The following is a 13494-nucleotide window of genomic DNA, read 5'->3' on the forward strand; positions in this document are numbered from 1 at the left end:
TCCGGACCTGCGCTGCTGGTGGGCCGAGCGGATGCTCAGGTGACCGGAAAGTCATACGGCGCGCGTGTCAGCGCGTCCACATAGCTTTCACGCCACCAGCTGATGTCGTGGCGCCGCAGCGTCCGCATCAGGGCGGTGTGGCGCTCCTTGCGCTCGCCCAGCGGCATGGTCAGCGCCCGCTGCAGCGCGTCGCCGACGCCCTCGATGTCGAAAGGGTTGACGATCAGCGCCTCTCCCATCTCATGGGCGGCGCCGGCGAACTGCGACAGCACCAGGACGCCCGGATTGTCGCCGTCCTGGCAAGCGACATACTCCTTCGCGACCAGATTCATGCCGTCTCGCAGCGGCGTGACCAGCCCCACATTCGCCAGCCGGTAGAAGCCCGCCAGCACGCGCTGGCCGAAGCTTCGGTTCAGGTAGCGGATCGGCTGCCAGTCGAACTCGGCGAAGCGGCCGTTGATGCGGCCGGCCATCTCCGACAGCTCGCGGCGGATGGCGATGTATTCCGGCACGTCCTCGCGGCTTGGCGGGGCGACCTGCAGGAAGGACACGCGGTTGCAATGCTCCGGATAGCTTTCCAGAAGCTGTTCGAAGGCGGCGAAGCGCTGCGGCAGGCCCTTGGAATAGTCGAGCCGGTCGACGCCGATGATCAGCCGGCGGCCGACCAGGCTTTCGCGCAGCCGTTCGGCCTGACGCGAGCGGCCGGCGGTGCGGGCGAGGCTTTCCAGCGCCTCGGTGTCGATGCTGATGGGGAAGACCTTCGCCATCAGGGTGCGGCCGAAGGCGCGGATCATGGCGCTGCCATAGGCGCCGCGCTGTTCCACCGTGCCGTCGGTCTCGGTGCGGATGTAGTCGCAGAAGCCGCGCATGTCGGTGGCGGTGTGGAAGCCGACCAGATCATAGGCGCACAGCTCGCGGATCAGGTCGCGGTGGTTGGGCAGGGCGGTCAGCAGTTCCGGCGGCGGGAAGGGCGTGTGCAGGAAGAAGCCCATGCGCTGCGAACAGCCGCGGCGGCGCAGTTCGTCGCCGAAGGGGATCAGGTGATAGTCGTGGACCCAGATCATGTCGTCCGGGCGCAGCAGCGGCTCCAGCTTGTCGGCGAAATAGGCGTTGACCCGCTCATACCCCTCGCGCGTGCGACGGTTCACCGAGATCAGGCCCAGCCGGTAATGGAACAGCGGCCATAAGGTCTGATTGGCGAAACCGTTGTAGTATTCCTCATGGTCGCGGCGGCCGAGATCGAGCGTGGCGTAGGTCAGCTTCCCGACGTCGGTCCGGGTCGGTTCGGCCTGGGACTCGCCGTCGACGACATTTCCGCTCCAGCCGAACCAGATGCCTCCGGTCTTCTTCAGGGCCGCCAGGATGGCGACGGCGAGACCGCCAGCCGCCTGCTTGCCCTCTTCCATCAGGGCCACCCGGTTGGATACGACGACGAGCCTGCTCACGATCTTCTTCTCCTTATTGGCCGCCGGCAGGGCGTTCCGCAGCCCGCAAACCGGATCGCCTTTGGCGGATACCCGGCATTGGACCACTCTGAAACGACCGTCGGCGGTCTTGGTTCCGGACGCCGGCCGTCAAGCTCAAGACACCGGTCCGAAGGTGCGGCCCTTTCCTGTCCCTTCGGTCATGCCCTTGCACCAAGAGTCATGCTGCATTGCAGCGAACGGCCCTGTGCGCTATCCGCTTCGCGATACCTCTGTCGCAGGTTAACGCGATGTAATGCATGAGAAATTCTTTTTGCCCTTGAAGCCGGCCGGGGCCGCGTTCATATTGTGCAGTGCGGCAACGGTCGCGCCTCGGCGTGGACGTTGGCGTAACGCACTTCTTGGGCGTTTCCTCCCTAGACTGAAGGCCGCGGGTTCGCCCGCGGCCCTTTTTTTGCGCAAAGCCAGGGCTGCGGAGTGGTTCCAAGCGGAAGCTTGGCCCTTGGGGTGATAGCGGGTAACTGTGGCATGGACGGGGCAACGGCCCCAAAACCGCGGATGCTGAACGCCCGCGGCGTCAGCGCGGTCCCAGGCCGTGGGGCGGCAGCAGGCCCAGCGTGTCGACCAGTTCGGTCATGTGGCGGGACAGAATGTCCAGGTAAGGCAGGCGGGTCAAGGCTGCCTCATCCATGTAGAGGTCACGGGCGATCTCGATCTGCAGGGCGTGGATGCCCTGGCGCGGCCGTCCGTAATGGCGGGTGGTGTAGCCGCCGGCGTAGGGATTGTTGCGGCTGACGGCATAGCCGAGCCCGCGCAGGAACTCCTCAGCCGCATCGATCACCGCAGGAGCGCAGGCGTTGCCGTAACAGTCGCCCAGCACGATTTCGGGATGGTTGCCGCCCCTCCCGCCGCCTTTCCCGCTGGTGGCGGTGCTGGCCGACGGCATCGAATGGCAATCGATCAGCAGGGCATGGTCGAAGGCGTCGCGGGTGTCGTCCACCAGTTGGCGCAGGGCATTGTGGTAGGGAGTGTAGCAGCGGCTGACGCGGTCCAGCGCCTCGGCGAAGCGCAGCTTGCCGCGGTAGATGTCCTCGCCGTTGGCAACCACGCGGGCGATGGTGCCCAGCCCCGCGGCCACACGGGGCGAGCGGGTGTTGACGTAGGCCGGCAGCGGATCGGCGAACATCTCCGGATCCAGTTCATAGGCTTCGCGGTTGACGTCCAGATAGGCGCGCGGGAACAGGGCGCGGATCAGCGGCACGCCGAAGCCGGGGGCGAAGGCGAAGATCTCGTCGACGAAACAGTCCTCGGACTTGCGCAATGCCCGGGCATCCAGCCGGGACGAGGCGAGGAAGGCGGCGGAATAGGCGTTCCCGCTATGCGGCGAGGCCAGGACGAGCGGCAGCCTCTGGCTCTGCGGGGCCAGAATCTCGAATGCCGGGACGGCCGGGGCCGCGTCCGCCGCCGGAATGGCGGCCTGATCGGGGGCCGGACCGGCGCCGGCACTGGCGTCGCGTTGCGCGTCGAAGGAGGCGTCCATGGTTCAATGATGTAATGGACAGCGGGGCCTTTTGTCACGGGAACGCCCGCCGCCCTGCCGCGTCCGACAAAAAAAGCGCAAGGGCTCATGAAAGGGCTTGCGCGTCCGCGCCGAGGTCGGTATACACCCGCCCACGCCGGACGGAACGACGCCACGCGCTCCTCCGCCGGTCGATACAGTGGGCGGTTAGCTCAGCGGGAGAGCACTACGTTGACATCGTAGGGGTCACTGGTTCAATCCCAGTACCGCCCACCATTCTGAAGGCCGCGAACCGGAACGGGTTCGCGGCCTTCGCCGTTTTGGGCGACGCTTTGGGCGCCGGGTGTCCGCCGGTCGCTACACGGCCACCGTCATGGCGGATATTTCCCTCGTCGAGGTCACTTGAAGGCGAGGGGACTGAACAAGAAAAAGCCGGCAGCCCTTTCAGGCAGCCGGCTTTTCTAATTGGTGGAGCCAAGGAGGATCGAACTCCTGACCTCTACAATGCCATTGTAGCGCTCTCCCAGCTGAGCTATGGCCCCTTAACTCTGGGGGCCGGTCGTTTCCGTCCGGCCTTGGTGGAGCGGGATAATAGTCAGGCGGCGGAGTGATGCAAGCGGAAAATCGATCGCTTCGCGCTTTTTTTACCGGCACCCCGCCGCTCCCGACAACGCTCCCGTCCCACCGGGAAGCGCGCCGGTCAGCGCTCCTCCTCGTCCTCGCCTTCGACGTCGACGACCTCGTCCATGTCGTCCTCGCCCAGCTCCGACGTGTCCTCGATCAGGACATCGTCCTCATCGTCGGCGGTTTCGTCGGTCTCCTCGATGTCCTCGACGGACATGTCGTCCTCGACATCCTCCAGCTCCGGAGTCTCGGCCTCGGTCTCGGTCTCCTCCTCGTCCTCGGCCACCACCGCCACCTTCTTGGTGTCGTCGGCCGGGGCCGGGCGGGCCTTGCGGGACTTCAGCAGGGCCTCGGGATCGAATTGCGCACCGCAGCTCGGGCAGACCGGCGGGTCCTTGCGCATGTCGTAATAGCGAGCGCCACAGCTCGGGCAGATGCGCTTGACGCCCCATTCGGGTTTGGCCACGCCAGTGTCCTCCGTCACAAAAATCAGGGGGGTTCTCAAGAGGCGCCCTTTGCCACGGCCAGAGGCGCTTGTCAAAAAAAAGATGCCGGATCGACGACGCGGCCGGATGCCGCCGGTGCGCAGGCGTCGCGGGAAAGAGGTATCCCGGCCGGACAGGGGTTGCCTTTACAGGGCGTTAACCATAACTGGCTAGAACGGACCTGCACATCGTGCAACTCCTCCATTTGGTTTCCTCCTTGAACTCGGGGCCGCCTTCGGGCGGCCTCTTTTCGTTTGTGCCCGGCCGGCATCAGGAGGGGAGGAGGATGGAGTCCGGCCCTCTCGCATCACGACGGGGGCTGTGATAGGAACGCGACCACAACCGCTTCACGTTCCGATCCGAAGGACCCGTCCCATGACGCAGGCCCCCGTCACGCAGACCCCCGTCACGCAGGTGAAGCCGCTGCGCTCCGCCGCCACCGGCGCGATCCAGGGCAGCATCCGCGTGCCCGGCGACAAGTCGATCTCGCACCGGTCGCTGATGCTGGGCGCCATCGCCGTGGGCGAGACGGTGATCCATGGCCTGCTGGAGGGAGAGGACGTCCTGCACACCGCGGCGGCCATGCGCCTGCTCGGCGCCCAGGCGGAGCGCGATGCCTCGGGCGTCTGGCGCGTGCGCGGCGTCGGGCTGGGCGCGCTGCAGGAGCCGGCGCAGGTGCTGGACATGGGCAACAGCGGCACCGCCGCCCGCCTGCTGATGGGGCTGGTCGCCGGCCACCCGATCACCTGCGTCTTCACCGGCGACGCCTCGCTGAACAAGCGCCCGATGGCCCGCGTCACCAAGCCGCTGGAGGAGATGGGCGCCCGCTTCGTCGGCCGCTCCGGCGGGCGGCTGCCGCTGACCGTGGTCGGCAGCGGCGATCTGGTCCCGATCACCTACCGCCTGCCGGTGGCCTCGGCCCAGGTGAAATCAGCGATCCTCCTGGCCGGGCTCAACACCGCCGGCGCCACCACGGTGATCGAGGCGGAGCCGACGCGCGACCACACCGAACTGATGCTGCGCCATTTCGGCGCCACCGTGACGACCGAGCGGCTGGAGGACGGCGCGCTGGCCGTCACCGTCATCGGCCAGCCGGAACTGAGCGGCCGGACCATCCATGTGCCGGCCGATCCCAGCAGCGCCGCCTTCCCGGCGGTCGCCGCCCTGCTGCGGCCTGGTTCGGAGCTGCTGCTGAACGATGTCGGCATGAACCCGCGCCGCACCGGCCTCTACGACACGCTGGTGGAGATGGGCGCGGATATCGCCTTCGAGAACCGCCGCGACCAGGCGGGCGAGCCGGTGGCCGACCTGCGGGTGAAGTACAGCGCGCTCAAGGGCGTGGTGGTGCCGGCCGACCGCGCGCCCAGCATGATCGACGAATACCCGGTCCTGGCAGCCGCCGCCGCCTGCGCCGAGGGCACCACGGTGATGCTCGGCCTGAAGGAACTGCGGGTGAAGGAGAGCGACCGCCTCGCTATGGTGGCGGAAGGCCTGACCCGCTGCGGCGTGTCGGTGGAGGTCGGCGCCGACGACAGCCTGACCGTTCACGGGACCGGGGGAACGGGGAAGGGGCCGAAGGGCGGCGCCACCGTCGCCACCGCCATGGACCACCGCATCGCCATGAGCTTCCTGGTGCTGGGCATGGCGTCGGAACAGCCGATCTCGGTCGACGACGGCGCCTTCATCGACACCAGCTTCCCCGGCTTCGTCGGTCTGATGAACGGGCTGGGCGCGAAGATCGGTGAGGCGTGAGGCGATGACGCAGCCGCTTTCCAACCAGTCGGCGCCCGCCAGGGCGGTCGTCGTCGCCATCGATGGCCCGGCCGCCAGCGGCAAGGGCACCCTGTCGCAGCGCATCGCCGACGCCTTCGGCTTTGCCCATCTCGACACCGGGGTGCTGTACCGCGCGGTCGGCGTGTCGGTCCTGCGGGCCGGCGGCGATCCGGCCGACAACACGGCGGCGGCACGGGCCGCCTATGAGCTGCACCCCGAACACCCGATCCTGCAGGAGGTGGCCCTGCGCACCGACGAGGCGGCGCAGGCGGCCAGCAAGGTGGCGGCGGTGCCGGAGGTGCGGGCGGCGCTTCTCGACTTCCAGCGGCGGTTCGCGGCCCATCCGCCGGGCGGCGCGCCGGGGGCGGTTCTGGACGGGCGGGACATCGGAACGGTGGTCTGTCCCGATGCCCAGGCCAAACTGTTCGTTACCGCTTCGGTGGAGGTCCGGGCCGAACGGCGACTCAAGGAGTTGCAGAGACGGGGGATTCCGGCTATATCCTCCGATGTCCTGGAGGACATGAAGGCTCGTGATGCGCGCGACAGCCAGAGAGCGGTGGCCCCGCTCCGTCCGGCTGCCGACGCTTTTGTGCTTGATACGTCCGCTCTCGATGCCGATCAGGTGTTCTCGATGGCGGTCGCTCACATCGGTTCGAAGACCGGTCTGAAACCCAAGGCGTGATGCCGGGGTTTGGGTCGTCGCGATCGGACCGGTCGGGCGGCGCGGGCGGGTCCGACGCCCTCCATGGAAAACCATCAACCAAGTCGCCGGGCGTGGTGCCCGGCGCGGCGGTTCGGTCGAGGTCCCACCCGTTTTGCCGCGGGAGGGACCGGAACGGGGCTGCTTTCGCGCCACCTTTAGGAGTTTCAATGGCACAGTCACTGGCCCGCACGGTCGAAAAGGAAAGCTTCGCGTCTCTGCTTGAAGAGTCGCTGGGCGCGGCCGAGTCGCTCGAAGGTACGGTCGTCAAGGGACGCGTCGTCGCCGTCGAGAACGACATGGTCACCATCGACGTCGGTCTGAAGTCGGAAGGCCGCGTCGCGCTGAAGGAATTCGCCGTTGCCGGCCAGCCGCCCGAGCTGAAGGCGGGCGACACCGTCGAGGTCTACCTCGAGCGGATGGAAGACAAGAACGGCGAAGCGATGCTGAGCCGTGAGAAGGCGAAGCGCGAAGAGGCCTGGGCCCTGCTGGAGAAGTCGTTCAACGACCAGACCCGCGTCACCGGCGTCATCTTCGGCCGCGTCAAGGGCGGCTTCACTGTCGACCTGTCGGGCGCCGTTGCCTTCCTGCCGGGCAGCCAGGTCGACATCCGTCCGGTCCGCGACATCTCCCCGCTGCTGGGCACCCCGCAGCCGTTCCAGATCCTGAAGATGGACCGCTCGCGCGGCAACATCGTCGTGTCGCGTCGCGCCGTGCTCGAAGAGAGCCGCGCCGAGGCCCGTTCGGAGCTGGTGGCCAACCTCAAGGAAGGCCAGATTCTCCAGGGCGTCGTCAAGAACATCACCGACTACGGTGCGTTCGTCGACCTGGGCGGCGTCGATGGCCTGCTGCACGTCACCGACATCGCGTGGCGCCGCATCAACCATCCGTCGGAAGCCCTGCAGATCGGCCAGACCGTCACGGTCCAGGTCATCCGCTTCAACCCGGAAACCCAGCGCATCAGCCTGGGCATGAAGCAGCTCGAGGCCGACCCGTGGGAAGGCGTCGAGGCGAAGTATCCGGTCGGCGCGAAGTTCAAGGGCCGCGTCACCAACATCACCGACTACGGCGCCTTCGTGGAGCTGGAGCCGGGGATCGAGGGCTTGGTCCACGTTTCGGAAATGTCCTGGACCAAGAAGAACGTCCATCCGGGCAAGATCGTGTCGACTTCGCAGGAAGTCGAGGTCATGGTCCTGGACGTCGATCCGCAGAAGCGCCGCATCAGCCTCGGCCTGAAGCAGTGCCTGGACAACCCGTGGGAGACCTTCACCGACAAGTTCGGTCCTGGCACCGAGCTGGAAGGCGAAGTCAAGAACATCACCGAGTTCGGTCTGTTCGTCGGCCTGCCGGGCGACATCGACGGCATGGTCCACATGTCCGATCTCGACTGGAACAAGTCGGGTGAAGAGGCGATCGCCGAGTACAAGAAGGGCGACCGCGTCAAGGTCAAGGTTCTCGACGTCGACGTCGAGAAGGAGCGCATCAGCCTGGGCATCAAGCAGCTGGCGAACGACCCGTTCGAGGCTGCCACTGCCGGTCTGAAGAAGAACGAGGTCGTGACCTGCACCGTGACGCAGGTGACGGACGGCGGCATCGAAGTGGCCGTCGGCGAGGGCTACACCGGCTTCATCCGCAAGTCGGACCTGTCCCGCGAGCGTTCCGAACAGCGCCCGGACCGTTTCGCCGTCGGCGAGAAGGTCGACGCCAAGGTCACCCAGATCGACCGCGCTTCCCGCCGCATCTCGCTGTCCATCAAGGCCCGCGAGATGGAGGAAGAGAAGCAGGCGATGGCCGAGTTCGGTTCGTCCGACTCGGGCGCCTCGCTGGGCGACATCCTGGGCGCCGCTCTGAAGCGCAAGCAGCAGAACGACGAGTGATCGCCTGACGCCGTTTTCCCTCGCGGTACCGTGGGGGAAGAGGCTCGCGATCTCCCGGAAGGGTAAGAGAAAGGCCGCGTCCCATTGGGGCGCGGCCTTTTTCGTTGGTCGTTCTGTTGGCTACCGCCGCGGCTCAGGGCTGCGGGTCAGCGAGGTGATGCTGTCGTCGTAGCGGAATTCGGGCATGTCGCGGACGCTGGCGGCGGTCACGTCGCGCAGCTGGATCGCTTCGGTGCCGGTGCGGATGTCGGCCAGGGTCAGGTCGGCCGCGATGTCCTTGCCGCCGAAGCCCAGGATGCCGCCGGAATGGATGACGATGTATTGGGCCTCGCCCTTGTCGTCGAGGATCACATCGGTGACGGTGCCGATCTTCGACCCGTCCGCGCCGACGACGTAGCGGTTCATCAACTGGTCGACGCTGGGACCGGTCTTGCGCTCCACCGCGGCACCGACGACCGGAGTCGAGCCGTTGATGATCATGGTCTGGGCGGCGGCCTGCGGCGGAGTCGCCATCCCGGCCAGCAGTGTCAGCGCAGATAGCGTCAGCGTGGTCCGCCCCAACCACATCTTGTGCGTGATCTTCCGCATGGGTGCCTCTCCTCCCCCAGACCCACGATGGAGTCACCTTGGCTCCAGGGCCTTCAACCGGGCGTGCAGGAAATAGTTGCGGGGTGGCTGCCTCTGCCTCTCTTCCGTGTCTTGGTTCCGGACCGACGGTGGCGACTCGGTGCCGGGAATGGCCGGCTTTTCGAGTCGTCCCAGGGATTCCGCCGGTTTCCCTCGAGTCGAGACACAGCGAATCGGTGGTGGGTGCAATGGGCCACAGGCAACAATATGTTGATTTTCGCCGCAACGAAGCACTGGCGAACGGATGTGTTTTGCGCTCTAATCGGGGCGTGGCGCCGTCCGGTCCAACATGGGCGGTGATTCGAGTGCCTACAGTTTGTGCCTCGCGGTCGCGATGCGGCCCACCACCGCCCCCGAAAAAATTGCTTGGCAGGCGGGAACAGGATCCCCGGTCACGGGTTGAACACCACAAGATCAAGGTTTTGAGGGGTTCGGTGATGTCAACCACAATATCTAGCAGAGTGGGGCTTGCTTGCCCCGGTCGCGCTGGCTAGGATGCCGCCCACGTGACCCGGCCGGCTTCTAGCGGCGGCCCCGGTCCCGGCAACACAGCGGCGACGGCGGACAGTCGGGCATCGGGCCCCTGTTTGTACGGCGCCATCTGCATTGCCGGGCCGGACGGCGGACAGAACCGCCGGCCGCTTTTCGGGACGGGTCGCACCATATTTCCATTCGAGCCCGTCGCGGCGGGCTCCAAGCAGGGGACAGTCTCATCATGCGGATCGAGCGTCGTTTCACGCACGAAGGTCAGGACGCCTACGCCAGCCTCGGCTTCCGCCAGGCGACCAGCGAGATCCGCAACCCGGATGGCACGATCGTCTTCCAGCAGACCGGCATCGAGGTGCCGGACAACTTCTCGCAGGTCGCCAGCGACATCCTGGCCCAGAAGTATTTCCGCAAGGCCGGCGTTCCCGCCGCGCTCCGCGCCGTGGAAGAGAACACCGTCCCGTCCTGGCTGTGGCGCAAGGAAGCGGACCAGGAAAAGCTGGCCGCCCTGCCGAAGGAGAAGCGCTTCGTCGGTGAAAGCTCCGCCCGCCAAGTCTTCGACCGTCTGGCCGGCACCTGGACCTATTGGGGCTGGAAGGGCGGCTATTTCGACACCGAAGCCGACGCCCGCACCTTCTTCGACGAGATGCGCTTCATGCTGGCCGCCCAGATGGCGGCCCCGAACAGCCCGCAGTGGTTCAACACCGGCCTGCACTGGGCCTACGGCATCGACGGCCCGAGCCAGGGCCACTTCTACGTCGATTTCAAGACCGGCCTGCTGACCTCGTCCGCCTCGGCCTACGAGCATCCGCAGCCGCATGCCTGCTTCATCCAGTCCGTCGCCGACGACCTGGTGAACGAGGGCGGCATCATGGACCTGTGGGTGCGTGAGGCCCGCCTGTTCAAGTACGGCTCCGGCACCGGCTCCAACTTCTCCAAGCTGCGCGGCGAGGGCGAGAAGCTGGCCGGCGGCGGCAAGTCGTCGGGTCTGATGAGCTTCCTGAAGATCGGCGACCGCGCGGCGGGCGCCATCAAGTCGGGCGGCACCACGCGGCGTGCGGCCAAGATGGTCACGGTGGACATGGACCACCCGGACATCGAGGGCTACATCGACTGGAAGGTGAACGAGGAGCAGAAGGTCGCGGCGCTCGTGACCGGTTCCAAGATCTGCCAGAAGCACCTGACGGCGGTGATGGCCGCCGCCCAGTCGGGCCTGGACCCGAAGGAGAACAAGGAGCTGAAGAAGGCGATCCTCGCCGCCCGCAAGGATCAGGTGTCGGAGAACTACATCCAGCGCGTGATCCAGTTCGCCGGCCAGGGCTTCACCTCCATCGAGTTCAAGACCTACAACACCGACTGGGATTCGGAAGCCTACCTGACGGTTTCGGGCCAGAACTCCAACAACTCCGTGCGCATCTCCAACGAGTTCGTGCAGGCGGTGCTGGACGATGCCGACTGGAACCTGATCGGCCGCACCAACGGCAAGGTGGTGAAGACCGTCCGTGCCCGCGACCTGTGGGACAAGGTCGGCTACGCCGCCTGGGCCTGTGCCGATCCGGGCGTGCAGTTCGACAGCACCATCAACGAGTGGCACACCTGCCCGGCCTCGGGGCGCATCAACGCCTCGAACCCGTGCTCGGAGTACATGTTCCTCGACGACACCGCCTGCAATCTGGCGTCGCTGAACCTGATGTCGTTCCGTCTGAAGGACGGTTCCTTCGACGTCGAGGCGTTCGAGCATGCCTGCCGGCTGTGGACTATCGTGCTGGAAATCTCCGTGCTGATGGCGCAGTTCCCGTCGAAGGAAATCGCCCAGCTCTCCTACGAGTTCCGCACGCTGGGCCTGGGCTTCGCCAACCTCGGCGGCCTGCTGATGGCGTCGGGCCTGTCTTACGACTCGGACGAGGGCCGCGCCTATTGCGCCGGCATCTCCGCCGTCATGACCGGCGTCGCCTATGCCACCTCGGCCGAGATGGCGCAGGAACTGGGCACCTTCCCGGGCTTCGAGGCCAACCGCGACCACATGCTGCGGGTCATCCGCAACCATCGCCGCGCCGCCAACGGCGAGATGAACGGCTATGAAGGTCTGGCGGTCGAGCCGGTGCCCTTCGTCGCCGACCTCTGCCCGGACCAGGAACTGGCTCTGGCCGCCGTCCGTGTCTGGGACGAGGCGCTGGAACTGGGCGAGGCCCACGGCTACCGCAACGCCCAGGCCACCGTGGTCGCCCCGACCGGCACCATCGGCCTGGTGATGGACTGCGACACCACCGGCATCGAGCCCGACTTCGCCCTGGTGAAGTTCAAGAAGCTGGCCGGCGGCGGCTACTTCAAGATCGTCAACCGGCTGGTGCCGGAGGCGCTGAAGACGCTCGGCTACACCCCGGACCAGATCGAGGAGATCGCGCTCTACGCCGTCGGCCACGGCACGCTGAAGAACGCCCCGGGCGTGAACCACGAGTCGCTGAAGGCCAAGGGCTTCACCGACGAGCTGCTGGAGCGGCTGGAGGGCAACCTCGCCACCGCCTTCGACATCAAGTTCGTCTTCAACCGCTGGACCATCGGCGCCGACTTCTGCACCCAGACTCTGGGCATTCCGGTGGAGACGCTGGACGCCCCCGGCTTCGACCTGCTGACCCACATCGGCTTCACCAAGGCGCAGATCGAGCAGGCCAACACCTTCTGCTGCGGCGCCATGACGCTGGAAGGCGCGCCCTTCCTCAAGGACGAGCACCTGTCGGTGTTCGACTGCGCCAACCCCTGCGGCCGCATCGGCAAGCGCTTCCTGTCGTGGGAATCGCACATCACGATGATGGCGGCGGCGCAGCCCTTCATCTCCGGCGCCATCTCCAAGACCATCAACATGCCGAACACGGCGACGGTCGACGAGTGCAAGGACGCCTACCTGATGTCCTGGCGCCTGGGCCTGAAGGCGAACGCGCTGTACCGCGACGGCTCCAAGCTGAGCCAGCCGCTGCAGGCCGCCCTGCTCGACGACGAGGAGGATGGCGAGGCGGTCGAGGCGATGATCGAGGCGCCGGCCGCGGTCCGCGCCCAGATGGTCACCGAGCGCATCGTCGAGAAGGTGATCGAGCGGGTGGTGGAGCGGAAGAGCAGCTCGCGCGAGCGTCTGCCGCACCGCCGCAAGGGCTACACCCAGAAGGCCAATGTCGGCGGCCACAAGGTGTATCTGCGCACCGGCGAGTATGAGGACGGCCGCCTGGGCGAGATCTTCATCGACATGCACAAGGAAGGCGCCGCCTTCCGGTCGCTGATGAACAACTTCGCCATCGCGGTGTCGATCGGCCTGCAATATGGCGTGCCGCTGGAAGAGTTCGTGGAGGCCTTCACCTTCACGCGCTTCGAGCCGTCGGGCATGGTGACCGGCAACGACACCATCAAGATGGCGACCTCGGTCATCGACTACATCTTCCGCGAGATCGCGATCTCCTACCTGAACCGCACCGATCTGGCGCACGCCACGCCGGAGGATCTGGTGCCCTTCACGGTGGGCAGCGGCGACAAGCAGGGCGACCTGCCGGACACCCAGGTGCAGCCGTCGGACATCGTCCGCCGCATCGCGTCCACCGGCTATGTCCGCAACAACCTGCGCGTCCTGCATGGCGGGCAGACCCAGCGGGCCAGCGCCGCGGCGGCCTTCGCCGCCACCGGCACCGACACCGCTGCCGTCAGCGCCACCGCATCGGCCGGCACCCAGGCTTCGGCCCAGGCCGCCATGGCGGCCAGCCCGGCGGTTGCCGCCGCCACCGCCCAGGGCCATGTCGCCGCCACCGCGGCCACCGGCACGGCCTATGGCGGCAGCACCAGCGACCAGCGCTTCGACCGTATCCGCGAGGCCCGCGCCCGTGGCTATGAGGGCGATCCCTGCGGCGAGTGCGGCAACATGACCCTGGTCCGCAACGGCACCTGCCTGAAGTGCGACAGCTGCGGGTCGACCACCGGCTGCAGCTGAGCCTTCCCC

At 66.9% G+C, this 13494-nt stretch carries 8 protein-coding genes and 2 tRNA genes; 5 read left to right on the plus strand and 5 right to left on the minus strand.

What is annotated here, in order from left to right:
* Positions 1-35: 35 nt before the first annotated feature.
* Positions 36-1445, minus strand: a complete 1410-nt coding sequence (otsA, locus tag ACWPKK_RS00645; RefSeq protein ID WP_324869735.1) for an alpha,alpha-trehalose-phosphate synthase (UDP-forming) — start codon at positions 1443-1445, stop codon at positions 36-38.
* A 556-nt stretch (positions 1446-2001) separates the two neighbouring features.
* Entirely contained in the window at positions 2002-2964 is a 963-nt protein-coding gene (locus tag ACWPKK_RS00650; RefSeq protein WP_452000398.1) for an N-formylglutamate amidohydrolase, read from the minus strand.
* A gap of 180 nt (positions 2965-3144) precedes the next feature.
* Here ACWPKK_RS00650 and ACWPKK_RS00655 point away from each other — a divergent pair.
* Positions 3145-3219, plus strand: a tRNA-Val gene (locus tag ACWPKK_RS00655).
* Positions 3220-3409: 190 nt separating this feature from the next.
* Here ACWPKK_RS00655 and ACWPKK_RS00660 read toward each other — a convergent pair.
* Together ACWPKK_RS00660 and ACWPKK_RS00665 are read right to left on the minus strand one after the other, a co-directional pair.
* A tRNA-Ala gene (locus tag ACWPKK_RS00660) sits at positions 3410-3485 on the minus strand.
* 158 nt (positions 3486-3643) lie between these two features.
* Positions 3644-4033, minus strand: a complete 390-nt coding sequence (locus ACWPKK_RS00665; protein ID WP_324869737.1) for a TIGR02300 family protein — start codon at positions 4031-4033, stop codon at positions 3644-3646.
* 394 nt (positions 4034-4427) lie between these two features.
* Here ACWPKK_RS00665 and aroA point away from each other — a divergent pair, with 394 nt between their 5' ends.
* The 3 genes from aroA to rpsA all read left to right on the plus strand — a co-directional run bounded on the left by aroA (position 4428) and on the right by rpsA (position 8402).
* The gene (aroA, locus tag ACWPKK_RS00670; protein WP_452000400.1) at positions 4428-5804 is read left to right on the plus strand and encodes a 3-phosphoshikimate 1-carboxyvinyltransferase; all 1377 of its coding nucleotides are present in this window, start codon (positions 4428-4430) and stop codon (positions 5802-5804) included.
* Between the two features lie 4 nt (positions 5805-5808).
* A complete protein-coding gene (cmk, locus tag ACWPKK_RS00675) occupies positions 5809-6507 on the plus strand; it encodes a (d)CMP kinase (protein ID WP_452000402.1) in 699 nt (232 codons plus the stop codon).
* Positions 6508-6695: 188 nt separating this feature from the next.
* Positions 6696-8402: a 30S ribosomal protein S1 gene (gene rpsA, locus ACWPKK_RS00680; protein ID WP_149228172.1), complete on the plus strand. Its 1707-nt coding sequence runs from the start codon at positions 6696-6698 to the stop codon at positions 8400-8402.
* Between the two features lie 120 nt (positions 8403-8522).
* Here the strand turns inward: rpsA and ACWPKK_RS00685 are convergent, their stop codons facing one another.
* A complete protein-coding gene (locus ACWPKK_RS00685) occupies positions 8523-8990 on the minus strand; it encodes a PRC-barrel domain-containing protein (protein WP_452000403.1) in 468 nt (155 codons plus the stop codon).
* A 754-nt stretch (positions 8991-9744) separates the two neighbouring features.
* Between ACWPKK_RS00685 and ACWPKK_RS00690 the strand changes: the two genes are divergently transcribed.
* The gene (locus tag ACWPKK_RS00690; protein WP_452000405.1) at positions 9745-13485 is read left to right on the plus strand and encodes a vitamin B12-dependent ribonucleotide reductase; all 3741 of its coding nucleotides are present in this window, start codon (positions 9745-9747) and stop codon (positions 13483-13485) included.
* Positions 13486-13494: the final 9 nt, after the last annotated feature.

The organism is Azospirillum largimobile (assembly GCF_977007025.2).